This is a genomic window from Delftia sp. Lp-1 (genome assembly GCF_020523835.1).
Lineage (GTDB): Bacteria > Pseudomonadota > Gammaproteobacteria > Burkholderiales > Burkholderiaceae_C > Comamonas > Comamonas acidovorans.
In genome coordinates, this window is the sequence record NZ_JAJALJ010000001.1 from 1,409,821 (window position 1) to 1,433,361 (window position 23,541).

The following is a 23,541-nucleotide window of genomic DNA, read 5'->3' on the forward strand; positions in this document are numbered from 1 at the left end:
CGATGTCTTTGCTCCTATGCCGAACGGGCGGTGTGAAACCCGTAATGACTGCCTGAAAAAAATTCCGGCTCAGGCTTTGACCAGGCGCATGGCGCTGTGGGCACCGCTGGCCGCACCTTGTCCGCGCTCCACACGCACAGGCAGCGTGCGGGCAATGGCGGCCAGCGCACGACCCGCCGGATCCGGCCCGTCCAGCTGGAATACGCCTGAAACATGCAGGGCAGCCACGTCGTCGGTGCATTCCATGGGCATGCCGGTCTGGCGTGACAGCTCGGTCATGAAGGCGTCCAGGCGCATGCGGCGGGCGACCAGTACGCCGTCGGTCCATGCGTCGGGCACCAGGCCTTCGTCGGGCAGGCGCACAGGGCGGTGCTGGCCGGCGTGCAGCACATGGGTCTCACCGGAGGTGGCGACGATGGCGTCCAGGGGGTCTGGCGCAGTGCCGTCCAGCGCTCTGACATGGATGGCCACGCGGCCCTCGGTGACGTACAGGCGCGTGGCCGTGTCCGGGTGTTTTTCGTGGCGCACGCCGAAGCTGGTGCCCAGGGCCTCGAAGCGGGCCAGCGGCGTTTCCATCCAGAAGGAGCGTCGGCCCGCGAGGGAGCGCGGGTCGCTGCCGGTGTCGATGAAGATCTCGCCGCGTGCCAGGCGGACCACGCGGCGCAGCAAGGTGAAATCCACCTGCACCAGCGTGTCCGGTGCCAGGTGCAGGCGGCTGCCGTCGGCCAGCAGGGTGCTGCGGCGCTCACCGATGGCCGTGTCCAGCGCGATCTGCTCGCGCGGTGCAGCCCAACGCCATGCCATGGATCCCAGCAGCAGGGCAGCGGGGCCCAGGAACAGCAGCCGCTGCAGGCTTGCGCGCCGGCCTCGCGCCGGCCCTGGTCCAGCGGACCGCAGGACGCCGTGGACCAGTCCCGCCTGGCCGGCGGGCAGGGCGAACTGGGCCTCCACCGCCTGGACCTGTTGCCAGGCCTGTTCGTGCGCGGCGTGGCTGCTGCGCCATGCCTGGCAGGCGGCGCGGTCGGCATCGGTGGCCGTGCCGGAGGCCAGCCGCACGGCCCAGGCAATGGCCTGTTCCAGCGCCTGGGGGGCCTGGTCTGTGCTCACGCCGTCAGTTCCTTGCGCAGGGCAAGGCAGTGGCGTATGGCGGTGGCCATGTACTTCTCGACGGAGCTCAGGCACACGCCCAGCTGCAGGGCGATTTCCGGGTAGCTCAGGCCTTCCAGGCGAGAGAGCAGAAAGGCGCTGCGGGCCTTGGGCGGCAGGCCGGCCAGCAGGTTGTCCATGCGCACCAGGGATTCGATCAGCAGATGGCGCTCCTCGGCCGAGGGCGCCAGCGGCTCGGGCAGGCTGGCGATGGCGTCCAGGCAGGCGCGCTCCAGGGCGGCGCGGCGGGTGTGGTCCACGACCAGGCCGTGGGCGATGGTGGTGAGCCAGGCGCGCGGCTCGCGCACGCCATGCAGGGACTGGGGCTTGCCCAGCACGCGAACGAAGGTGTCCTGGGCCAGGTCGGCCGCATCGCAGGGATTGCCCAGCCGGCGCCTGAGCCAGCCCACCAGCCAGCCGTGGTGGTCGCTGTAGAGCAGGGCGATGTCGGGGTGCGAAGGCGCGGCGGCCATGGGGCGGGTTCCTGGGAATGCGGATTTGATAATGATTCGCATTCTATTTGAGCAATGGCTGCAGCCTGCCCGCAACTGGCCCGCCGCGCAATGCGTTGCATGCATCCAACGCGATCCGGCCATGCGGGGCTGCGCACCTTCGGGTTTGAGCTAGGACAAGATCGGCCACGTCCGCCCCTGATGCAATACAGCTACGGGATTTGCCCCGGGCTACTCCAAGACTCTCCATCATGAAAAGAACTCTGCTCGCCGTTGCTGCCGTTTGCGCCCTGTCGTCGGGTGCCGCGTTTGCGCAGCAGGCCGAAGGCCCCTGGATGGTGCGCGTGCGCGCCGTGAATCTGGACAGCGCCAACAAGGACAGCACGGGTCTGGGTCTGTCGATCAACAACAAGTGGATGCCCGAACTGGACGTGTCCTACTTCTTCACGCCCAACATCGCGGCCGAGCTGGTGCTGACCTACCCGCAAAAGCACGACCTGCGTGCCAACGGCCTGGGCCAGATCGGCAGCCTCAAGCACCTGCCGCCCACGCTGCTGGCGCAATACCACTTCACCAATTTCGGCGCCTTCAAGCCCTACGTCGGCGCCGGTGTGAACTACACCCGCTTTTCGAGCGTGAGCTTCAACCCTGCCGTGCAGGCCGCGCTGAACCCCTCGATCAAGAAGAACAGTTTCGGCGGCGCGCTGCAGATCGGTTTCGACTATGCGCTGGACAAGAACTGGTCGCTGAATTTCGACGTGAAGAAGGTCTTCATTGAAACGGACGTGAGCTCCGCCGGCACCAAGGTGGGCACCTTCAAGGTGAACCCGGTGCTGGTCGGTGTGGGACTGGGCTATCGCTTCTGATCTCCGGATCATGAGTGAGGCACGCGCTGCTTCATCCGGCAGCGCGTAGTGAGGCAAGGATGGGTACTTGGTCCGGTATGCCGTTCGCGGCATACCGGATTTTTTTCGTCCGAACCGGCGCTTTCGTCTGCTGCGGACATGCTGCGGCGCACCACCGGACAGGTCACGAAAAAATCACGCGCGGTGGAAACTGTCCTACCCGCATGCCATGGGCAGGCGCCTAGGCTGGTGCCTCGGCCTGCCGGTGCGAGTCTTGCGAGGCTCGCTTGCCGTTTGCAGGCGTCAGTCACCATTGGCTGTCCGCCCCTTGGCGACCGCGCCCTGCTGCAAGCCGGGATGCGGCATTCACCACGCTGCGGCGGGCGGCTCACAACGCGAGGCCCCCACCATGCTGTCTGCCCACGACTCGACCGTGTCTTCCTCTGCCCTGGCATCGCGCGCCCAGCGCGTGCCGCTGCCTTTGCCTTCGGCGCCGCGTGCGCCCGCCCAGGGCAGCAGGCGCGAGGCGGCCCCGGAATGGGCGGACCACGCACTGCGCGCGACCCGCGCCGAACTGCAGCACGGGCTGATGCAGCCCCAGGCCCAGGTCTCTCCCAAATACCTCTACGACGCGCGCGGCTGCGACCTGTTCGAGCAGATCACGCGGCTGCCCGAGTACTACCCCACGCGCACCGAGGCCGCCATCCTGGCCGACTCTGGCGCCGCCATGGCCGAGGCCCTGCGCGGCAGCGAGGTGCTGATCGAGCTGGGCGCCGGCAATTGCGAGAAGGTGCGCGGCCTGTGCCGCAGCCTGCGGCCACGGCATTTCGTGGGCGTGGACATTGCGGGCGCATTCCTGCGCCAGTCCGTGCGGCGGCTGGCCGAGGAATTTCCGCAACTGCAGGCCCATGCCGTCACGGCCGACATCACCGAGCCGCTGACCCTGCCGCCCCATATCCCGCAGGCCGGGCGGCTGCTGTTCTATCCGGGCTCGTCCATCGGCAATTTCGACCCGGTACAGGCCCAGCGCATGCTGGGCCAGATGCGAGCCATGGTCAACGACGACGGCGGCCTGCTGATCGGCATAGACCTGCCCAAGTCCACGCAATGGCTGGAGCCCGCCTATGACGATGCACAGGGCGTGACGGCGCGCTTCAACCTGAACCTGCTCAGCCACGTCAACAGCCTGCTGGGCAGCGACTTCAACCCGGACGACTGGGAGCATGTGGCCTTCTTCAACGCCGAGCATTCGCGCATTGAGATGCACCTGCGCGCGCGCCGCCCGCTGATCGTGGGCTGGCCGCAGGGGCTGCGGCATTTCTCGGCCGGCGAGACCATCCACACCGAAAACAGCTACAAGTACCCGCTGCCCGAATTCCTGGGCATGCTGGCCTGCGCGGGCTTCGGGCCCTGCCAGGTCTGGACGGATGAGCGCCAGTGGTTTGCCGTGATCCATGCCCATGCGTGAAATGCCCGCCGTCTTCCGCTGGGTGCAGCGCTACGAGGCCGTGCGCCAGAGCACCGTGCTGCTGGCCGCGCCCCTGTCGGCCGAGGATGCCTGCGTGCAGTCCATGCCAGACGCCAGCCCGGCCAAATGGCATCTGGCGCATACCACCTGGTTCTTCGAGACTTTTGTGCTGGCCGAGCACGCGCCCGGCGTGCCGCCCTTCGATGCCGACTTTCGCGTGCTGTTCAACTCCTACTACCAGCAGGTGGGAGAGCGGCATCCGCGTGCGCAGCGCGGGCTGCTGACGCGCCCCTCGCTGGCGCGGGTGCTGGCCTACCGCGAGGCCGTGGACCAGCGCATGCTGCAGATGTTCGAGGACTGGGGCACGCAGCCGCCTGCACGGCTGGCCGCGCTGCTGGAGCTGGGCCTGCAGCATGAGCAGCAGCACCAGGAGCTGCTGCTGACCGACATCAAGCACCTGCTGTCCTGCCACCCGCTGTGGCCTGCGTACCGCGCGCAGGAAGAGGGCGTGCCTGCGCCGCAAGAGCCCGATGGATTGCCCCCGCCGCTGCAGTGGCTGACCGTGCCGCGCGGCATGTATGCCGTGGGCCATGCGGGCGATGGCTTTGCCTTCGACAACGAGCGCCCGCGCCACGAGGTGTTCCTGCAGGGCTGCGAGATGGCGCAGCGGCCCGTGAGCAATGCCGAGTTCCTGCGCTTCGTCAAGGATGGCGGCTATGCCCAGCCGCAGTGGTGGCTGGCTGAAGGCTGGGACTGGCGCTGCGCGCAGCAGCTGGAGCACCCGTGGTACTGGCGGCGCCAGGCCGGTGGCGTGATGGACGGCATGTGGCAGGAATTCAGCCTGCATGGCGCGCTGGCGCTGGACGGGCGCAGGCCCGTCTGCCACCTCTCTTACTTCGAGGCCGATGCCTATGCGCGCTGGGCCGGCGCGCGCCTGCCCACCGAGGCGGAATGGGAGGCGGCCCTTGCCGCGCAGATGGCGCAGCGCCCGCAGCACGGCGAGCCGCCCGGCCCCGTGCACCCGCGCGCCATGCAGCCCGGCAGCCATGCGCTGGGCGAGGTCTGGGAGTGGACCCAGTCGGCCTACACCGCCTACCCGGGCTTTGTGGTGGCCGAGGGCGCGGTGGGTGAGTACAACGGCAAGTTCATGGTCAACCAGTACGTGCTGCGTGGCGGCTCCTGCCTCACGCCGCCCGGCCATGCGCGCGCCAGCTACCGCAATTTCTTCCCCACCCAGGCGCGCTGGCAGATGACCGGCCTGCGGCTGGCAAGGGATCTGGCCTGAGCCTGCCCGTGCCGCGTTGCCTGGCATTGCATCGCGCGCCGGCGCATGCAGTAGCATCGTCGGCCTCAATGATCCGAGGGAGTTCCATGTTGTTGCGTTCGCTTGTTCTTGCCATGCCGCTGTCCCTGGTCCTTGCCGGCTGCGCCACTGCGCCGCCCCAGGCACCGGCGCCCAGCCAGCCACAGGACCAGCCCCGGCCCGAGGTGCCCGCCAAGGCCCCGGCCGATGCGCCGCACGCCGAACCCGAGGTGGCCAACCTAACGCCCCTGCCCAGCCTGCTGCTGATCGGCGAAGACGCTGCCGGCCGCTACTACTCCATGGTGGCCAAGGCCACGTTCACCATCGAGGCCGATGGCCGCCTGAGCCTGGCCGACCAGGGAGGCGGCCACGGCGGCGAGCCCATGGCACCCCAGGCCGACATGCAGGACCAGAGCATGTCCACCGAATGCAAGCCCTATGGCGCCGTCGCCAACCAGCGCACCACCTGGTTCCCGTACACGGGCGTGTTCGTGCGGGGCGGCACGCTGGTTGGCGCCAGGGCCGACGGTGCGGACGTGGCCGCCAAGGCGCTCACCGAGCATGAAGGTGCCCAGATGCTCTACACCGGCAAGGATGCTGATGCCACCGAGTACTACTACGCGCCCTGCGTGGGTGCGCAGCGTGTATCCACGGGCTGGCGGCTGGACCGCTACCTGCCCGACGGCGGGCAGCTGCGCGTGCGCGCCGATGCGCGCGGCGGCAAGGGCCAGACACTGGAGCTGAAGATTCCCAAGCCCTTCGCGCCCTTCGTGCTGGTGCGCTACCAGTCGGGCGCCATGATTCCCGTGCCCATGCGCGCCGTGCTGGCCACGGTGGACCTGGCCGAGCGCCGCGTGGTGATGCAGTACCAGGGCACCTATGCCGTGGAGCCTGCCATCCGCAAGATGGAGCTGCGCCTCATCGTGCCCGGCAGCCGCCCGTCCGAAGGCGAGACTGCCGCGCGCCACGCCGAACGCACCCAGGCCCAGCTGCGCGACCTGGCCCGCTGCGCCCCGCCCAAGGGCCATGCCATCGAGCCCTGCGCCAACCCGCAACGCACGCCCGATCCGCTGATCTTCTACTCCTCGCAGCAAGTGCGAGAGCGCGCCAAGCGGCGCTGACAGGCCAGGGCCTGCCTGCAAGGGCCGGGCCGCCGCGCAGTCCGGCCCGCCCTTGCGCGGGAATCAGACCTTGGCCAGCGCCTGCTCCAGGTCGGCCAGCAGGTCGCTGATGTGCTCGATGCCCACGGACAGGCGCACCATGCCTTCGGTCACACCGGCCTTGGCAAGCTCCTCGGCGTCCAGCTGGCGGTGCGTGGTCGATGCCGGGTGCGTGGCCAGGGACTTGGCGTCGCCGATGTTGACCAGGCGCGTGAACAGCTGCAGCGCATCCAGGAAGCGCGCACCGGCGGCGCGCGTGTCGCTGTCGCCGCTGCCGTTCTTGAGGCTGAAGGAGAGGATGCCCGAGGCGCGGCCGCCCAGCTGCTTCTTCACCAGGGCGTGGTCGGGGTGGTCCTGCAGGCCGGCGTAGCGCACCCATTCGATCTTGGGATGCTTTTGCAGCGTCTCGGCGATCTTCTGGGTGTTCTCGCAGATGCGGTCCATGCGCAGGGCCAGCGTCTCGATGCCCTGCAGGATGAGGAAGGCGTTGTGCGGCGACAGTGCGGCGCCGGTATTGCGCAGCGGCACCACGCGCACGCGGCCGATGTAGGCGGCCTCGCCCAGGGCCTCGGTGTAGACCACGCCGTGGTAGCTGACATCGGGCTCGTTCAGGCGCTTGAAGCGTGTCTTGTGCTCGGCCCAGGGGAACTTGCCGCTGTCCACGACGGCGCCGCCCACGCTGTTGCCGTGGCCGCCCAGGTACTTGGTCAGCGAGTGCACGACGATGTCGGCGCCGTGCTCGATGGGGCGCAGCAGATAGGGGCTGGGCACCGTGTTGTCCACGATCAGCGGCACGCCATGGGCGTGGGCCACGTCGGCCAGCGCGCGGATGTCGGTGACATTGCCCAGCGGGTTGCCGATGGACTCGATGAAGATGGCCTTGGTCTTCTCATCGATGTGCTGGGCAAAGCTGGCCGGGTCGCGCGGATCGGCAAAGCGCACGGTGATGCCCTGCTGCGGGAAGGTGTGGGCGAACAGGTTGTAGGTGCCGCCGTAGAGCGTGCTGGCCGAGACGATGTTGTCGCCGGCCTCGGCAATCGCCTGGATGGCATAGGTGATGGCGGCCATGCCCGAGGCCACGGCCACGGCGGCAATGCCGCCTTCCAGCGCCGCGACGCGCTTTTCCAGCACGTCGGTGGTGGGGTTCATGATGCGCGTGTAGATGTTGCCGGCCACCTTGAGGTCGAACAGGTCGGCGCCATGCTGGGCACTGTCGAAGGCGTAGGCCACGGTCTGGTAGATGGGCACGGCGGCCGACTTGGTGGTGGGGTCGGGCGAGTAGCCGGCGTGGACGGCCAGGGTTTCGATGCGCATGGAAGATTGCCTTTCTGGTGACGGCTTACGCAAGAAGGGCACGGGCGGGCCATTTGCCATGGGGAGCGGCGCGTTCCCGCATCCTGTTTGCGTAAGTCCTGAGGTTTTACTAGCGGAGGACGGTTGGCATTGTGGCGTGCCGGCCTCCGGTGCCCAACGATGCGTTGGTTACGAACATATACGCCGCAGCCCGGTTGCTCCCCTGCCACGCGCAGATAGGCCCAGCCTGACATTCCCAGGACCGTGAGTGAATGTGTATTTTTGTTAACGATGTGTTGTAACGTGACCTGATCGCTAGACTCCATCAGGGAGTTGATGGTGACGTTGACAGCAAGACATCTTCTGGCGCTGGCGGTGCCCCTGTGCACCTTGCTGCTGGCCGGCTGTTTCTATGTCTGCTGGCGGCATCTGCGTGCCCGGCGCGAGTTGCGCAGCATGTCCTTCGCCTTCACCGGCTTCAGCCTGGCGCTGCTGCTGCAGATCCTGGAGCGGCCTGCGGCCGTTCCCGTCAATGCGTTGACGACGGCCGCGCTGCAACTGTGCGCGGCCTGGTTCATCACCGAGGCCATGGCCATACGCCAGGGCGTGCGCCCGGATGCACCGCTGGCGGCCGGCTTTGGCGGCGCGGTGCTGGTGGTGCTGGGCTACTACGCCTGGGCCGTGCCCGATGCCCAGGCGCGCCAGCATGTGCTCAATTTCGGCCTGGGCCTGCAGCTGGCCCTGCCGCTGTGGCGGCTGCCACGCAGGCATCCCTGCACAGGCTGGGACCGGCTGCTGCTGTGGGTGTTCGTGGTTTTTGCGCTGAGCTTTTTCGTCCGGACGCTGTGGGTGACGCCGCGTGCTGCTTCGGTATCGGCCAGCGCGGCCGGGGAATGGCTGGGCATTTCTTCCTCGTGGATGGCGCTGCAGTTGAGCCTGCTGGTGTTCGGCCTGCTGTTTGCCATGCTATTCCTGGCCGCAGCGGTGCGCGACACCGTGCAGGAGCTGCACGAGGAGCGCGACCGCGATCCGCTGACCGGGCTGCTGAACCGGCGCGCCTTCAAGGAGGCCGTGCAGCGCCGGCTGGCCGAGCAGCCGCAGCTGTCGGCCGCCGTACTGGTGTGCGACCTGGACCATTTCAAGCGGGTCAACGACGGCTGGGGCCATGCGGCGGGCGACGAGGTGCTGCAGCGCTTTGCGCGCCTGCTGCTGCGCAGCACACGCCAGCAGGACTTGGTTGCACGCTTTGGCGGGGAGGAGTTCGTGGCCCTGCTGCCGCACGCCGACCCGCTGGCCGCGCAATGGATCACCCGGCGCATCCAGACCCAGCTGCGCCTGATGGGCTTCAGCGCGCTGCCCGACGAGATGCGCATCACGGCCAGCTTTGGCGTGGCCTGGATGACCCAGGGCCAGACGCTGGAGCAGGCGCTGGCGCGTGCCGACGCCATGCTCTACGAGGCCAAGCGCGCAGGCCGCGACCGGGTGCGGCTGGTGCCGCAAGAGGAAGAGGCCTAGCCAGGGCTTGGCTTGCCCGGTGTGACCGGCGCCTGCAGCAGGCGTGGGGTGCGGGAAGGGCGTGGCGATGAGCGTGGGGCGCTGGACTCGCGCGGTGCATGTGGCTCATGCGGCTCGTGCGGCTTGTGCGACACATGCTGCTCGTGCGACACATGCGGCTCGCGCGGTGCGTCCTGCTCGCGTGGCGCGTGGGGCCTGCGTGGTCCCCGCGGGCCGCTGGAGCTGCCGGGGCCGCGGGGTTCAGGCGCAGGCCTGCCGGACCTGGCGGGCGGCTGGGCCACGGCCGGCTGGCGCTGTTCCCAGGCGGGCAGGGCGGCATGCACCATGGCGGCGCCGTGGGCGTCGTTGGCCGCGTAGTGGCGCTGGGCCAGGCTCAGCTGCGGTGCAGCCCAGTTGGAGGTGGAGATCTTCTTGGACTTGTGGAAGTTCTGCCCCAGCACCAGGGCCACGGCCGCGCGCACGCCCACCGAGCTGGCATAGCCGTGGCGCTTGAACACGCGGTCCAGGTCGATCACGTTGTGCAGCGCAACGCCCAGGCGCGCGGGCAGCGCGCTGCGGTCATGGTCCAGGCCGAAACCGGCCTTGCAGATGGACTCGCTGGCCAGCACGTCGGCCGCAAGCGCGCGTGCCTGCGCATGGTGCAACTGCAGCAGCCAGGCCTGGTCGCAGGTGGCCAACTGCACCACATGGGGGCCGGTGTCGGTCTGGTGGGCGTGGAACAGCGGCTTGCTCTCGGTATCGAAACCGAGCACGGGAGCCGCCATCAGCGCGGCGCGTGCGGCCGCGAATTCGGCGTCGGTGGCGGGCACGTGGATGCAGCGTTCCGGCAGGGCGGCAAAAGGCGGCAGCAGGCGGCTGTCATCCTTGCTGGGAGCGTGCAGGCGGGGCATGGGAAAAGAGGGGGAAGCCGAGGCAAGCCGTCAAGTATGCCTGCACTTGCATGCCCCTCAGGCACCGGGTTTTTATCCCCGGTGCGTGTGGACGGAGTTGTGGAAAACTCCGGGTGTAACTTGCCGAATCCGCGCCCTGCAAGGCTTTCCACGGAATGCCTAAAAAATCAGCGCAGTGGCGAAAGGGCGTCGAATAAGGGTATTTGCGGATGGCTGCGCCGGACCCCGATGCAGGGTCCGGCGGCTGTTTCAAAAGGTGTCTAAAGGCCTTGATCGTTGAAGACCGGCACCCGCTTTTCCAGGCCGGCGCGCACGGCCTCGGCTTGGTTGGGGCTGCCCAGCAGGGCCTGCTGCTCCTGCGCCTCGGCCAGCAGGATGTCTGCGGGAGAAGCGGTTTCGCTGAGCTGCATCAGGCGCTTGGAAGCGCGTATGGCGTGCGGGCTGCTGGCCGCGATCTGGCGGGCCAGGTGGCGCGCTTCCTCCAGCGGCGCAGCGCTCACGCGCGTGGCCAGGCCCAGGGCCACGGCCTCGGGGCCGGGCACGATGCGGCCGGTGTAGACCAGTTCGCGCAGCACATCGCCGCGCACCAGCGGCGCGGCCAGCGCGCAGCCGGCCATGTCGGGCACCAGTCCCCACTTGATTTCCATGATGGACAGCCGCGCATCATCGGCCACCAGGCGGATGTCCGCGCCCAGGGCCAGCTGCAGGCCGCCGCCGTAGGCCACGCCATGCACGGCGGCGATCACGGGCACGGGCAGTTCGCGCCAGCCCCAGCAGATCTGCTGGAAGCGGTTGGCCATGCCGTGCGTGCGCGCGGCCAGGTCCGTCATGTCCGCCGTCTGCTGGCCGTCGGCAATGCCGGCCATGCTGCCCATGTCCAGGCCCGCGCAGAAGGCGCGCCCTTCGCCATGCAGCACCACGGCGCGCAACCCGGGCGTGTCCCGCAGCCGCGCCAATGCGTCGATCAGGGCGTCGAACATGGCGGGGTCCAGCGCATTCATCTTGTCGGGCCGGGCCAGGGTCACCTCGGCCACGCCGTGGTCCACCGATATGCGCACGCGTTCTTGGCTCATGGCTTGTCTCCTTGTGTCTATGCGGTTCTTTGCTGGCGGTCGGCCGCGTTGCGCGATTCGATGGCGCTGCGCGCATTCGCCCAGTCCTGGTCGCTCCAGCTGGCCAGCCCGGCGAAGTTGCCGCCCGTCGCCTGGTATTGTCCGCCGTCTATGGCGATGGTCTGTCCCGTCAGGTACTCGGCCTGGGTGCTCATGAGGAAGACGGCCAGGTTGGCCAGCTCGGGCATGCGGCCGTTGCGGCCCATGGGGTTGTCGGCGCGCACATGCTCGCCGCCCTGCGGGTTCAGCCGCGCGCTCATGCCTTCGGTGGGGAACAGGCCCGGCGCGATGGCGTTGAAGCGTATGCCCCGGTTGCCCCATTCCACGGCCAGCGATTGCGTCATGGCATGCACGCCCGACTTGGCCATGGCCGAGGGCACGGTGAAGGCCGAGCCGTTCCAGACCCAGGTGGTGAGGATGGACAGCACGCTGGCCTTGCGGCCCTCGGCCAGCCAGCGGCGGCCGCACTCCAGCGTGAGGTTGAAGCTGCCGCGCATGACGATGTTGGCCACGGCGTCGAAGGCGCGCATGGACAGGTCCTCGGTGCGGCTGACGAAGTTGCCGGCCGCGTTGTTGACCAGGCCCGTGAGCGCGCCGCCGTCGGCCCAGATGGCCTCGATCATCTGCTCCACGGCCTCGGGCTGGCGCACGTCGCAGGCATGGCCCGTGGCCCGGCCGCCGTGCTGCTGCACCAGCTCCTGCGCTGTCTGCTCGACCACGGCGCCGCGCCGGCCGCACAGGTAGATGTCGGCGCCCATCATGAGAAAGGCCTCGGCCATGACACGGCCCAGGCCGGTGCCGCCGCCAGTGACGAGGATGCGTTCGCCCTTGAGCAGGCCGGGCTTGTAGATGAGGTCGTCGAGGGTCATGGCTGCTGTCTCCTGTGCTGCCGGGGAAGGGATAGGGGGACTGCGGCAGCGCTTGGCGCCGCCAGGGGATCAGAGCGTCAGAGCGCGCGCGAGATCACTTCCTTCATGATTTCGCTGGTGCCGCCGTAGATGCGCTGCACGCGCGCATCGGCGTACATGCGGGTGACCATGTATTCGTTCATGTAGCCGTAGCCGCCATGCAGTTGCACGAGTTCGTCGAGCACGCAGCCCTGCGCTTCCGAGCCCCACAGCTTGGCCATGGAGGCCGTGGCCGTGTCCAGCGTGCCGGCCACCAGCTGCTCCACGCAGCGGTCGATGAAGGCGCGGCCCACGGTCAGCGTGGTTGCCACCTCGGCGAGCTTGAACCGGGTGTTCTGCATGTCGGCAATGGCCTGGCCGAAGGCGCGGCGCTCGCGCACGTAGGCCAGCGTGGCCTCGTAGGCGCCTTCCATGCAGGCCAGGGCGGCCAGGCCGATGATCAGGCGTTCGTAGGGCAGGTCGCCCATGAGCTGGTAGAAGCCCTGGCCTTCGCGCCCGCCCAGCAGCGCGTCCTGCGGCACGGTCACGTCATCAAAGAAAAGCTCCGAGGTGTCCTGGGCCTTCATGCCCATCTTGTCGAGCACGCGGCCCACGCGAAAGCCCGCGCAGTCCCGGGTCTCCACGATGAGGATGGAGGTGCCGCGCGCGCCCTGGGCCGGGTCGGTCTTGCAGACCACGAGGATCAGGCCGGCCAGCAGGCCGTTGGTGATGAAGGTCTTGCTGCCGTTGATGCGGTAGCGGCCGTCCCTGAGTTCTGCGCGCGTGCGCACGCCCTGCAGGTCCGAGCCTGCGCCGGGCTCGGTCATGGCGATGGCGCCCACCAGCTCGCCGCGCGCCATGGCGGGCAGGTACTTGCGCTTTTGCGCCTCGGTGCCGTGGTTGAGCAGGTAGTGGGCCACGATGGAGTGCACGGAGTTGCTCATGCCCGAGAGGGCGCGGCGCGCCATCTCCTCGTGGATCACAGCCTCGTGGCGGAAGTCGCCGCCGCCGCCGCCGTAGTCCTCGGGGATGTCGGTGCACAGCAGGCCCAGCTCGCCGGCGCGGCGCCAGATGGCATGGCCCACGTTGCCGCGCTGGCGCGCGGCCTCGTCCTGGGGCTGCATTTCGGTTTCCAGAAAGCGCACGGCGGTGGCGCGCAGGCTTTCCAGCTCGGGGGTGCTCCAGGAGCGTGTCAGTTGCAGTGGCATGGCGTGGCCTGGTGGTTCGTGGGGGTCAGTTGATGCGGCGTTCGCGGCCCTGCCAATAGGGTTCGCGCAGCTGGAATTTCTGCAGCTTGCCGGCGGCCGACAGTGGCAGTTCGGCGCGGAACTCCACCGAGCGCGGGCACTTGTAGCCCGCGATGCGTTCGCGGCAGTGGGCGATGACCTCGGCCTCGGTCAGCGGCTGGCCCTCGCGCGCGACGATCACGGCGTGCACGCGCTCGCCCCAGCGTTCGTCGGGCACGCCGATGACGGCGCACATGGCGACCTGGGACAGCTGGGCGATGGCGTTCTCGACCTCGGCCGAGTACACGTTCTCGCCGCCGCTGACGATCATGTCCTTGAGCCGGTCCACGACGAAGAGGTAGCCGTCGGCATCCAGCCGGCCCATGTCGCCCGTGTGCATCCAGCCGTCCTTGAGCGCGGCGGCTGTCTCGGCGGGCCTGTTCCAGTAGCCCTGCATGACCATGGGGCCGCGCGCCGTGATCTCGCCCACCTCGCCGGGCGGCAGCTCGCGGCCCTCGCCATCGACGATGCGCACCTCGGCAATGGTCACGGGCCGGCCGGCCGCGCGCAGCAGGCGCTCGCGCTGCGGGCCGGGACGGTGCTCGGCCGGGCCCATGGACACGATGGTGGGCGACAGCTCGGTCATGCCGTAGGCCTGGGCGAAGTCGGCGCCGGGCAGCGCCTGCATGGCGCGCTCCAGCAGGCTGGCGTCTATCGGCGCCGCGCCATAGAGCATGAGGCGCAGGCTGGACAGGTCGAACTCCGCCAGGCGCGGATGCTCGATCAGCCGGCGGATCATGGTGGGCACCAGAAACAGCTCGTTCACGCCGTGCTGCTGGATGCCGGCGAGGATGGCCAGCTCGTCGAAGGCCGGCACGATGACCTGGGGCACCAGGCGCTGGGCCATGAGCAGGGCCAGGCCGCAGCCGGCCACATGGAACATGGGCGTGACCACCATGCCTACCTTCACATGCTGGCGCGGCACGTTGCTGGCATTGGACAGGGCGTTGATGAACAGGTTGTCGTGGCTGAGCATCACCCCCTTGGGCCGGCCCGTGGTGCCGCCTGTGTACATGACGGCAGCCAGGTCGTTGCCGCTGCGCAGCGCGTCGGCGCAGGGCGTGGCGGCGGCCAGCAATTGTTCGTAGTGCAGCGCGCCTTCGGGCGCGGCGCCCGTGCCGCAGAACACCACGGTGCGCAGGCTGGAGGACAGCTCGCGCAGCCGGGGCACCAGGGGCGCGAAGGCATCGTCCACGAAGAGCACGCGCGTGTCGCAGTCGTCCAGCGAGTAGGCCACCTCGTGCGCGCTCCAGCGGATGTTGACGGGGTTGACCGCGGCGCCTGCCCACCAGCAGCCATAGAAGTATTCAAGGTAGCGGATGGAGTTCAGGCCCATCATGCCGACGCGGTCGCCGGGCGCCACGTCCAGCGCCCGCAGCAGGCCGGCACAGCGTTCGATGCGCTGCGCAAGCTGCGACCAGCTGGCCTGCTCTGCGCCGCAGATGGCTGCCGTGGCGCCGGCCCTTTCGCGGCGGCCCTTGTGGATGGCCTGGGTGAGATACATGGGCATGGGGTTTCCTCAGGAGCGGGCGTTCCACGCGGCCAGCGTGTCTTGCAGGCTGGCGGCGCGCGGGGGGAGGGGCTGCTCGGGCACGCTGCGCGAAAAGCGCGGCGCCGGCGCGGGCTGGAGCACGCCGCCGGCCTCGGTGAACGTGGCGCGCGCGCGGTTGTGGGCATGCTGGGGCGCCTCGTCCCAATCGAGCACGGGGGCGAAGCAGGCATCGCTGCCTTCCAGCAGCTCGCACCACTGCTGGCGCGTGCGCGTGCGGAACACGTCGGCCAGGCGCAGCTTGAGCAGGGGCCAGCGTGCGGCGTCCAGTTGCGCGTCGAACAGCGGGTCCTGTATGCCGCAGCGCTGGCGCAGCTCAGCGTAGAACTGCGGCTCGATGGCGCCTATGGCGATGTATTTGCCGTCGGCGCAGGCATAGGTGTCATAGAAGTGCGCGCCGCCGTCCAGCAGGTTCTCGCCGCGCTGGTTGCTCCACTGGCCCTTGGCCTTGAAGCCGTACATGAAGGCCGACAGCAGGGCCGTGCCATCGGTCATGGCCGCGTCGATGACCTGGCCCCGGCCGCTGCGCCCGGCCTCGTGCAGGGCGGCCAGCAGGCCCACGGCCAGCAGCATGCCGCCGCCGCCGAAGTCGCCCACGTAGTTGAGCGGCGGCACGGGCGCCTCGCCCGCGCGGCCGATGGCGTGCAGCGCGCCGGAGATGGCGATGTAGTTGATGTCATGCCCCGCCGCATGCGCCAGCGGCCCGTGCTGGCCCCAGCCCGTCATGCGGCCGTAGACCAGGCGCGGGTTGCGCGCCAAACAGGGCTCGGGGCCCAGGCCTAGGCGCTCCATCACGCCGGGCCGAAAGCCCTCGATCAGCAGATCGGCGCGTGCGATCAGCGCCAGGGCCGAGGCCTGGCCTTCCTCGCCGCGCAGGTCGATCTCGACCTGGCTGCGGCTGCGCGTGGTGATGTCCTGCGCATCGACCGGCGTGCCGGGCCGCGCGATGCGCAGCACCTCGGCACCCATGTCGGCCAGCAGCATGGCGCAGAACGGCCCCGGGCCCAGGCCCGCGAACTCGACCACGCGCACGCCTTCAAGCGGTCCTGGCATGGAGGTCTCCTTTCAGGCCGTGGGCAGTGGATGGTTCTTGTACTGCTCGCGCAGCTTGGTCTTTAGCAGTTTTCCCGTGGCCGTGTGCGGCAGCTCGGCCACCTGCAGCACGTCGTCGGGCAGCCACCATTTGGCGATGCGCGTGGACAGGAAGTCGAGCATGGACTCGCGGCTGACGCTGTGGCCTGCGCGCGGCACCACCAGCAGCAGCGGCCGCTCCTGCCACTTGGGATGGGCCACGCCGATGATGGCGGCCTCGGCCACGCCGGGATGGCCCATGGCGGCGTTCTCCACGTCGATGGAGGAAATCCACTCGCCGCCCGACTTGATCACGTCCTTGGCGCGGTCCACCAGCTGCAGGAAGCCGTCGGCATCGATGGTGGCCACGTCGCCCGTGGTGAAGAAGCCTTCCTCATCGACGGGAGAGCCGCCTTCGCCCTTGAAGTAGCCGCTGGCGATCCAGGGGCCGCGCACGCGCAGGTGTCCCCGGGCCTGGCCGTCCCAGGGCTGGGGCCGGCCGTCGTCGTCCACGATCTTGAGGTCCACCCCCCAGACGCCGCGCCCCTGCTTGAGCTTGACCTTGACCAGTTCCTCGCCCGACAGCGGATCGTGCCGGGGCAGCAGTTTGCTGACCACGCCGATGGGGCTGGTCTCGGTCATGCCCCAGCCCTGCACGACCTGGGCGCCGAACTGGTTCTCGAAGCGCTCCAGCATGGCGCGCGGCACGGCCGCGCCGCCGATGCCTATGCTCTTGACGCCCAGCGCGCGCGGGTCGATGTCGGGATGCGCATCCAGGTACTGGAACAGCATCAGCCACACGGTGGGCACGCCCTGCGAGAAGGTGACCTTCTCGTCGCGCATGAGCTCGTAGACGCTCTGGCCGTCCAGGTGGGGGCCGGGCAGCACCAGCCGTGCGCCGGCCATGGCCGCCGCATAGGGCGTGCCCCAGGCATTGGCATGGAACATGGGCACGATGAGCATCACGGTCTCGCTCGCGTTCAGGCCGAAGGTGTCGGGCGCCAGCTCCATCAGCGTGTGCAGCACGGTGGAGCGGTGCGAGTACAGCACGCCCTTGGGGTGGCCCGTGGTGCCCGAGGTGTAGCACAGCGACGAGGCCGTGCGCTCGTCGAACTCGGGCCACTCGAAGTCCTCGCTCTGGTTGCCCACCAGCTCGTCCCAGCAGCGCAGGTCGGGCAGGTCCAGCGCGGGCATGTGCTCGCGCGAACTCATGCAGACATAGGTGGTGACGGTCTTCAGATGCGGTGCGAGCTTTTCCACCAGCGGCGCGAAGGGCACGTCGAAGAACAGCACCCGGTCCTCGGCATGGTTGGCGATGTATTCGATCTGCTCGGGAAACAGGCGCGGGTTGATGGTGTGCAGCACCGCGCCGCTGCCCGAGACGCCGAAGTACAGCGCCAGGTGGCGCCAGCTGTTCCAGGCCAGCGTGCCCACGCGTTCGCCGGGCTGCACGCCCAGCAACTGCAGGGCGTTGGCCACCTGGCAGGAGGCGCGGCGCATGCCGGCCCAGTCGGTGCGGTGCAGGCCACCGTCCCGGGTTTCCGGCAGGCGCGAGACGATCTCGGTGTGCGGGTGAAAGCGCGCCGCATGCTCGATCAGCGACGAGATCATGAGCGGGCGGTCCTGCATCAGTCCTTGCAAGGCGGGCATGGGGTGTCTCCTGTCGTTGTCCTGAAGGCCGGGGTCATTGCACGGGCGCATAGCGGCTGCCGTCGAAGCGCACGAGCTGCATCTTCTTGATGGGGAAGAAATCGTCCCCACCGGTCTGCAGGCTGATGCCCGGGTAGAGCATGGGCAGGTCCATCTTCAGGCTGGCGGCCTGCTTCATGATGTTGGCGCGCGTGAGTTCGTCGCCGGCCTGCCTGAGCACCTGCACCAGGGTCTGGGCCTGGGAGTAGCCGATGACGTTGAGCGAATCGTTGGGGTCGCCCGCCGGGTAGAACTGCTTCATGAAGGCCAGGTAGCCGGCCAGCTCGGGCGTGCCCTGGTTGGTGGGGTCCGAGGGCTCGCGCAGGTAGCTGGCCGTCATCACGCCGCGCGCGTTGTCCAGGCCCGCGGGCTTGAGCACCGAGCTGATGGACAGCGAGACGCTGACCAGGTAGTGCGCAGGCTTCCAGCCGATGTCGGCGGCCTTGCGTATGGACTGGGCCGCGAACTTGGGCGTGCTGATGTTGATGAAGGTGTCCGCCCCCGAGCCCTTGAGCGCCACCATCTGGCTGTCCACCGTGGGGTCGCCGACCTCGTAGGTCTGCTGCACGACGATGCGCTGCTTGGCCTGCTCGCCGAATCCGTCGAGCACGCCCTTGAGGTAGTCCTTGCCGAAGTCGTCGTTCTGCATCAGGACGGCCACCTTGGCCTGGGGCCGCGTGGCCAGGATGTGCTGGGCGAAGGTGCGGCCTTCGAGCTGGTAGGTGGGCTGCCAGCCCATGGTCCAGGGGAAGTTCTTCGGATCGCCCCAGCGCGTGGCACCCGTGGAGACGAACAGCTGGGGCACCTTGCGCTGGTTCATGTAGCGATGCACGGCCTGGTTGTGCGAGGTGCCCAGCGCGCCGAACATCAGCAGCACGCCGTCGCGCTCGACCAGCTTGCGCGTCTGCTCCACGCTCTGGGCGGGGTTGTAGGCGTCGTCGGCGGAGAGGTAGGTGATCTTGCGGCCGTTGATGCCGCCCTCGGCATTGATCTTGGCGAAGTAGGCCGCATGGGCCTTGCCGATGGTGCCGTAGGCCGACACCGGGCCCGAGTAGGGCACGAAGTTGCCGATGCGGATCTCGGTGTCGCTGGCGCCGGTGTCGTACTTCTTCTGGGCCTGGGCTGGCGCCTGGGTGATGGCCGGCAGGGCCAGCGCCAGGCAGGCGATCAGGGCCCAGGGGCCCCGGGCGATGGTGTTGCGCATGGTTGTCTCCTGGCTTGCGGGCGCCGTGCCCGCTTTTCTTGTGGTGGCCGGTCCATGGTAGGAACCGGCCCGGCGCGCGCCCATCGTCGATTCCGACGAATGCATGTGCGGGCGCAGCAAGGTGCGGCGGGAAGGCTTGGCGGTCAGCCCGGCTGGCGTGGCGCGAACACGGGTTCGCGCTTTTGCATGAAGGCCTGCACGCCTTCCATGAAGGCCGGCGCGCCCACCAACTCGCGCTGGCGTTCGGCCTCGTAGTGAAGCTGCTGCTCCAGCGTGGAAGCGGCTGCGTGGTCCAGCGCGCGGCGGGCTTCCAGCACGGCGCCGGCCGGCAGCCGCGCCAGGCGTGCTGCCGTGGCCAGGGCCTGCTCGCGCAGGGCCTCGTCGTCCACGCAGGCCCAGACCAGGCCCCAGTCGGCAGCCTGCTGCGCGCCCAGCCTGTCGCCCAGCAGGGACAGGCCCAGGGCGCGCGCACGGCCCAGCCGGCGCTCGATGAACCAGGTGGTGCCCAGGTCCGGCACGATGCCCAGACGCGGCAGGAAAGGCAGGTAGAAGTAGGCCGAGCGCGCCGCCAGCGCCACGTCGCCAGCCAGGGCCAGGCCCACGCCGGCACCGGCTGCCGCGCCGTTGATGGCGCAGACCACGGGCACGGGCAGCTGCTGCAGGTCCAGGATGAGGCGGTTGGACAGCTGGTGCATGTTGTCGGCCGTCTGCGCGCCCAGCGTGCGACCATCGGCCTGGGCCTCGCCTTGTGCGCCGCCCATGGACGACAGGTCCGCGCCCACGCAAAAGCCCCGGCCCTCGGCGGTGAGCACCAGGGCGCGGAGGGAGGTGTCCTCGCGCACCTCGGCCAGCAGTTCGCGCAGCCGCAGCTGCAAGGGCCTGCCCAGCGGATTCATGCGGGCGCTGTCCTGGAGGACGATGAGGGCGATCTCGCCGCTGTCGCCGTTGTCGCCGTTGTTGCCGTGGCGTTCCATGCGGACGGCCGGACTGGAATTCATGGGGGACTCCTGTGGGTGGGGATGGAAAGTCAGGCACGCGGCCGCTGCCGCGGCAGGCGCCGGCCCGGCCGGCCCAGCCGGTGCAGCAGGCCCATCACGCCGCCGGGCATGGCGAACATGAAGACGATGAGCACGGTGCCGTAGACGGCCCAGGGCGCGGCCTTGGACACCTGCTCGGCCAGCCCCGGGATGAACATGATGAACAGGGCGCCGAACAGCGCGCCCCACAGCGTTCCCACGCCACCCACCACCACGCCCACCAGCAGCGAGATCGACAGGAACATGGTGAAGGAGTCGGGCGCCACGAACTGCACGGCAATGGCCGACAGCGCGCCGCCCGCGCCCGTGTAGCCGGCTGAAATCGCAAAGGCCATGGACTTGCAGTGCGCGTTGTCCACGCCCATGGCCTCGGCCGCCATGGCGTGGTCGCGGATGGCGCGCAGCGCCAGGCCGCTGCCGCTGTCTATGAGGTTGCGTGCCATCCAGAACAGCAGGGCCGCCACGGCCAATGCATAGAGGTAGAACCACTGGTCGGCATCCAGCGGCAGGCCCCAGGGCGCCTCGGGCTTGGTCAGCACGATGCCGCCCACGCCGCCGGTCCAGGCCTCCAGGTGGCGGTACTTGAGCAGCTGGGGCATGGCCACGCCCAGCGCAAAGGTGGCCAGCGCCAGGTACAGCCCTTCCAGCCTGAGCGCGGGCCGCCCGAACAGGTAGCCCGCCGCCAGGCTCACCAGGCCGGCCGCAGGCACGGCCAGCCAGTAGGCCAGGCCCGCGCGGTCCATCAGGATGCCGGCCGCATAGGCGCCTATGGCGAAGAAGGCGCCATGGCCCAGCGAGATCTGGCCGCTGTAGCCCGTGAGGATGTTCAGCCCCACCAGGGCCACGGCATAGGCCAGCACCATGGTGGCCTGGAACAGCTGGTAGCCCTTGGCCACGAAGACCAGCGAGCAGGCCGCCAGCGCCAGCGTCGCGATCAGGACCGTGCCCAGGGGCAGGGGGCGGCGCGCGCTGGTGGCGGCGACCAGTGCGTCAGACGAGGAGGCGGATCGTGTGGACATCATTGTCTCCAGGGCGCTTGGCACAAAACTGGCGTGGCCCAAAAGCGAGGGGCACCGAGCAAGGGCCTACGCCGGCCGCGCCGCCCCGCCGCGAGGGTGTCTTCCCCCTCCCGCGTAGCGAGAGAGGGGGCGCCGTGCAACGGGAAGCGGCGTCCGCCGCTCAGGGAGGGCATTGTTCAAACCCTCCTGACGACTTTGCGGCCCATCAGCCCGGCCGGCCGCACGATGAGAACGCCCACGATCAGCACCAGGGCCACAGAAAGCTTGAGTTCGGTGCCGACCACGTAGCTGCCCACCAGGTTTTCGAGCACGCCCACGATGAAGCCGCCCAGCACGGCGCCCGCGGGGCTGTCGATGCCGCCCAGCAGCGCGCCCGCAAAGGCATACAGCAGCACGCCGCTCATCATGTGCGGATCGAGGAAAACCACGGGCGCCACCATCATCCCGGCCACCGCGCCGATGGCGCCGGCCAGGCCCCAGCCCAGCATCAGCATGCGCCCCACGGAGATGCCCACCAGGCGCGAGGAGGCCGGGTTCTGCGCGGCCGCGCGCATGGCCAGCCCCAGCGGCGTGAGCCGGAAGAAGGCAAACAGCAGGGCCACGATGGCCAGGGCCACGAAGATGGTGCCCACCTCATGGGCCGACATCAGGGCACTGCCATACCAGGCGTCGGCCGGGAACGGGCTGGGAAACTCCTTGATGGTGTAGCCGAAGATCCAGCCGGCCAGGCTGTGGAAGACGATCAGCAGGCCGATGAAGACCACCACCTGGGCCAGGTCCGCCGCCTTGTGCATGGGGCGGATGATGGCGAACTCCACGGCCGCGCCCAGCACGAAGGACAGCGCCACCGTGGCCAGGAAGGCCCACCAGTACGGCAGCCCCGCCTGCAGCAGCGCCCAGGCGATGAAGGTGGAGAACATGGCCATCTCGCCCTGCGCGAAATTGATGTGGTGCGTGGCCTGGTAGATCATGACCAGGGCCAGCGCCACGGTGGCGTAGATGCCGCCCGTGGCCAGGCCGGCCAGCAACTGGTGGATGAAGGCGTCCATGGCCGCTACTCCCCGAGATAGGCCTGGCGCACCGCGTCGTTGCGGCGCATGGCTTCGCTGGGACCGTGCAGCACGATGCGGCCGGTCTCCAGCAGGTAGGCGCTGTGCGCCAGCTCCAGCGCCAGGCGCGCGTTCTGCTCCACCAGCAGGATGGTCGTGCCCTGCTCGGCGTTGATGCGCCGCAGGATGCCGAAGATGTCGCGCACCACCAGCGGCGCCAGCCCAAAGGAGGGCTCGTCCAGCAGCAGCAGGCGCGGGCGGCCCATGAGGGCGCGGGCAATGGCCAGCATCTGCTGCTCGCCGCCCGACAGCGTCCCGGCCTGCTGGGTGCGGCGCTCGCGCAGGCGGGGGAAGTAGCCGAACATGCGCTCCATATCGCCGGCCACGTCGGCGCGGGCCGCCCGCGTGGGACGGGCCTGTGCGCCCAGGCGCAGGTTGTCCTCGGCGCTGAGCTGGGCGAAGGTGCCGCGCCCGTCGGGCACATGGCCCACGCCCTGGCGCGCGATGCGCTCGGTGCTGTGCCGGTCTATGCGTTCGCCGGCCAAGCGCACCTCGCCGCGCGTGTCCACCAGGTGGCGGCAGATGGCGCGCAGCGTGGTGGTCTTGCCCGCGCCATTGGCGCCCAGCAGGGCCGTGACGCGGCCTTCGGCCAGGTCCATGTCGATGCCGTCCAGCACGCGCACCGACCCGTAGGCCGCATGCAGTCCGCGGATTTCAAGCAGTGCCGGCATGCGCCACCTCCCTGTCCTGATCCTGCGGCTGCATGTCCGAACCCAGGTAGGCACGGATGACTTCGGCATGGGCGCGAACCTCGCCCGGCGTGCCTTCGGCGATCTTGCGGCCGAAGTTCAGCGCCACGACCTTGTCGCTCACGCGCATGACCAAGCCCATGTGGTGCTCCACCAGCAGCACGGTCAGCCCCAGCCGGTCGCGCAGCGACAGGATCAGGTCGCCCAGGCCGGCCAGCTCCTCATGGTTGAGGCCGCAGGCCGGCTCGTCCAGCAGCAGCAACTGCGGGCGGCAGGCCAGGGCGCGCGCCAGCTCCACGCGCTTTTGCGTGCCGAAGGGCAGGTCGGCCACGCGGCGCTCTGCCACGCCCGTCAGGTCCAGCAGGGCCATCAGCGACTGCGCCTGGGCGCGGGCTTCTTCCTCGCGCCGGCGCACGCCGGGCAGGCGCAGGGCATCGCGCACAAAGCCGGCGTGCTGGTGGCTGTGCGTGCCCAGGCGCACGTTGTCGGCCACCGTCATGCTGGAAAACAGGGCCAGGTTCTGGAAGGTGCGGCCCATGCCCAGCGCGGCCATGCGGTGGCGCGCCAGCGTGGCCAGCGGCTGGCCGCGAAAGCGGATGTGGCCGGCCTGCCAGGCATACAGCCGCGACAGGCAGTTGAACAGGCTGCTCTTGCCTGCGCCGTTGGGGCCGATGAGGCCGCAGATCTGGCCTGCCGCAACATCGAAACTCACGCCGTCCAGCGCGACGATGCCGCCGAAGCGCAGAGAAACGCCTTCGATGCGCAGCAGGGGCTGCGAGTCCTGGCTCATGGCTTTCCCTCCCCCCGATGGTGGGCG

21 protein-coding genes are annotated in these 23,541 nt (G+C 69.3%); 5 read left to right on the plus strand and 16 right to left on the minus strand.

Annotated elements, in window-relative coordinates; translation table 11 throughout:
* Positions 1-69: 69 nt before the first annotated feature.
* Positions 70-1,107: a FecR family protein gene (locus tag LGR64_RS06180; protein ID WP_230355075.1), complete on the minus strand. Its 1,038-nt coding sequence runs from the start codon at positions 1,105-1,107 to the stop codon at positions 70-72.
* Positions 1,104-1,619, minus strand: a complete 516-nt coding sequence (locus LGR64_RS06185; RefSeq protein ID WP_013801529.1) for a sigma-70 family RNA polymerase sigma factor — start codon at positions 1,617-1,619, stop codon at positions 1,104-1,106. The genes LGR64_RS06180 and LGR64_RS06185 overlap by 4 nt, the downstream gene beginning before the upstream one ends.
* Before the next feature lie 230 nt (positions 1,620-1,849).
* Between LGR64_RS06185 and LGR64_RS06190 the strand changes: the two genes are divergently transcribed.
* The 4 genes from LGR64_RS06190 (at position 1,850) to LGR64_RS06205 (ending at position 6,335) form a co-directional block, all read left to right on the plus strand.
* Positions 1,850-2,464: an OmpW/AlkL family protein gene (locus LGR64_RS06190; RefSeq protein ID WP_013801530.1), complete on the plus strand. Its 615-nt coding sequence runs from the start codon at positions 1,850-1,852 to the stop codon at positions 2,462-2,464.
* Positions 2,465-2,852: 388 nt separating this feature from the next.
* Positions 2,853-3,911, plus strand: coding sequence for an L-histidine N(alpha)-methyltransferase (gene egtD / locus LGR64_RS06195; RefSeq protein WP_216295574.1), 1,059 nt, complete (start codon positions 2,853-2,855; stop codon positions 3,909-3,911).
* On the plus strand, positions 3,898-5,196 hold the full coding sequence (egtB, locus tag LGR64_RS06200; protein ID WP_230355076.1) for an ergothioneine biosynthesis protein EgtB: 1,299 nt from the start codon (positions 3,898-3,900) through the stop codon (positions 5,194-5,196). The genes egtD and egtB overlap by 14 nt, the downstream gene beginning before the upstream one ends.
* 86 nt (positions 5,197-5,282) lie before the next feature.
* Entirely contained in the window at positions 5,283-6,335 is a 1,053-nt protein-coding gene (locus LGR64_RS06205; protein WP_034395985.1) for a hypothetical protein, read from the plus strand.
* Positions 6,336-6,398: 63 nt separating this feature from the next.
* On the opposite strand, the gene LGR64_RS06210 is transcribed toward LGR64_RS06205, so the two are convergent.
* Positions 6,399-7,688, minus strand: a complete 1,290-nt coding sequence (locus LGR64_RS06210; protein WP_034395982.1) for an O-acetylhomoserine aminocarboxypropyltransferase/cysteine synthase family protein — start codon at positions 7,686-7,688, stop codon at positions 6,399-6,401.
* A gap of 315 nt (positions 7,689-8,003) precedes the next feature.
* Here LGR64_RS06210 and LGR64_RS06215 point away from each other — a divergent pair, with 315 nt between their 5' ends.
* Complete coding sequence (locus LGR64_RS06215) at positions 8,004-9,182, plus strand: GGDEF domain-containing protein (protein WP_088164151.1); 1,179 nt, start codon at positions 8,004-8,006, stop codon at positions 9,180-9,182.
* On the opposite strand, the gene LGR64_RS06220 is transcribed toward LGR64_RS06215, so the two are convergent.
* The 13 genes from LGR64_RS06220 to LGR64_RS06280 form a co-directional block, all read right to left on the minus strand.
* The gene (locus LGR64_RS06220) at positions 9,179-10,072 is read right to left on the minus strand and encodes a 3'-5' exonuclease (protein WP_230355077.1); all 894 of its coding nucleotides are present in this window, start codon (positions 10,070-10,072) and stop codon (positions 9,179-9,181) included. The genes LGR64_RS06215 and LGR64_RS06220 overlap by 4 nt on opposite strands.
* A gap of 260 nt (positions 10,073-10,332) precedes the next feature.
* A complete protein-coding gene (locus LGR64_RS06225; protein WP_199135194.1) occupies positions 10,333-11,145 on the minus strand; it encodes a crotonase/enoyl-CoA hydratase family protein in 813 nt (270 codons plus the stop codon).
* A 17-nt stretch (positions 11,146-11,162) separates the two neighbouring features.
* Positions 11,163-12,053, minus strand: coding sequence for an SDR family oxidoreductase (locus tag LGR64_RS06230; protein WP_198821210.1), 891 nt, complete (start codon positions 12,051-12,053; stop codon positions 11,163-11,165).
* Positions 12,054-12,130: 77 nt separating this feature from the next.
* Positions 12,131-13,279 (minus strand): acyl-CoA dehydrogenase family protein, encoded by a 1,149-nt coding sequence (locus LGR64_RS06235; protein WP_230355078.1) that lies wholly within the window; start codon positions 13,277-13,279, stop codon positions 12,131-12,133.
* A 25-nt stretch (positions 13,280-13,304) separates the two neighbouring features.
* Positions 13,305-14,867, minus strand: a complete 1,563-nt coding sequence (locus LGR64_RS06240) for a long-chain-fatty-acid--CoA ligase (protein WP_230355079.1) — start codon at positions 14,865-14,867, stop codon at positions 13,305-13,307.
* A 9-nt stretch (positions 14,868-14,876) separates the two neighbouring features.
* Entirely contained in the window at positions 14,877-15,959 is a 1,083-nt protein-coding gene (locus LGR64_RS06245) for a CaiB/BaiF CoA transferase family protein (protein WP_230355080.1), read from the minus strand.
* 12 nt (positions 15,960-15,971) lie between these two features.
* Positions 15,972-17,627, minus strand: coding sequence for a long-chain-fatty-acid--CoA ligase (locus tag LGR64_RS06250; protein ID WP_230355081.1), 1,656 nt, complete (start codon positions 17,625-17,627; stop codon positions 15,972-15,974).
* Between the two features lie 34 nt (positions 17,628-17,661).
* Positions 17,662-18,870 (minus strand): ABC transporter substrate-binding protein, encoded by a 1,209-nt coding sequence (locus LGR64_RS06255; protein WP_043819687.1) that lies wholly within the window; start codon positions 18,868-18,870, stop codon positions 17,662-17,664.
* Positions 18,871-19,013: 143 nt separating this feature from the next.
* Entirely contained in the window at positions 19,014-19,868 is an 855-nt protein-coding gene (locus LGR64_RS06260) for an enoyl-CoA hydratase-related protein (protein WP_230355082.1), read from the minus strand.
* Between the two features lie 29 nt (positions 19,869-19,897).
* Complete coding sequence (locus tag LGR64_RS06265) at positions 19,898-20,926, minus strand: branched-chain amino acid ABC transporter permease (protein ID WP_230355083.1); 1,029 nt, start codon at positions 20,924-20,926, stop codon at positions 19,898-19,900.
* A gap of 176 nt (positions 20,927-21,102) precedes the next feature.
* Positions 21,103-21,975, minus strand: coding sequence for a branched-chain amino acid ABC transporter permease (locus LGR64_RS06270; RefSeq protein ID WP_012206619.1), 873 nt, complete (start codon positions 21,973-21,975; stop codon positions 21,103-21,105).
* A gap of 5 nt (positions 21,976-21,980) precedes the next feature.
* Positions 21,981-22,706 carry an ABC transporter ATP-binding protein gene (locus tag LGR64_RS06275; RefSeq protein WP_047326796.1) on the minus strand — a complete coding sequence of 242 codons (726 nt, stop codon included), beginning with the start codon at positions 22,704-22,706 and terminating at the stop codon, positions 21,981-21,983.
* Positions 22,690-23,514: an ABC transporter ATP-binding protein gene (locus LGR64_RS06280; protein WP_063325876.1), complete on the minus strand. Its 825-nt coding sequence runs from the start codon at positions 23,512-23,514 to the stop codon at positions 22,690-22,692. The genes LGR64_RS06275 and LGR64_RS06280 overlap by 17 nt, the downstream gene beginning before the upstream one ends.
* Between the last annotated feature and the right edge of the window lie 27 nt (positions 23,515-23,541).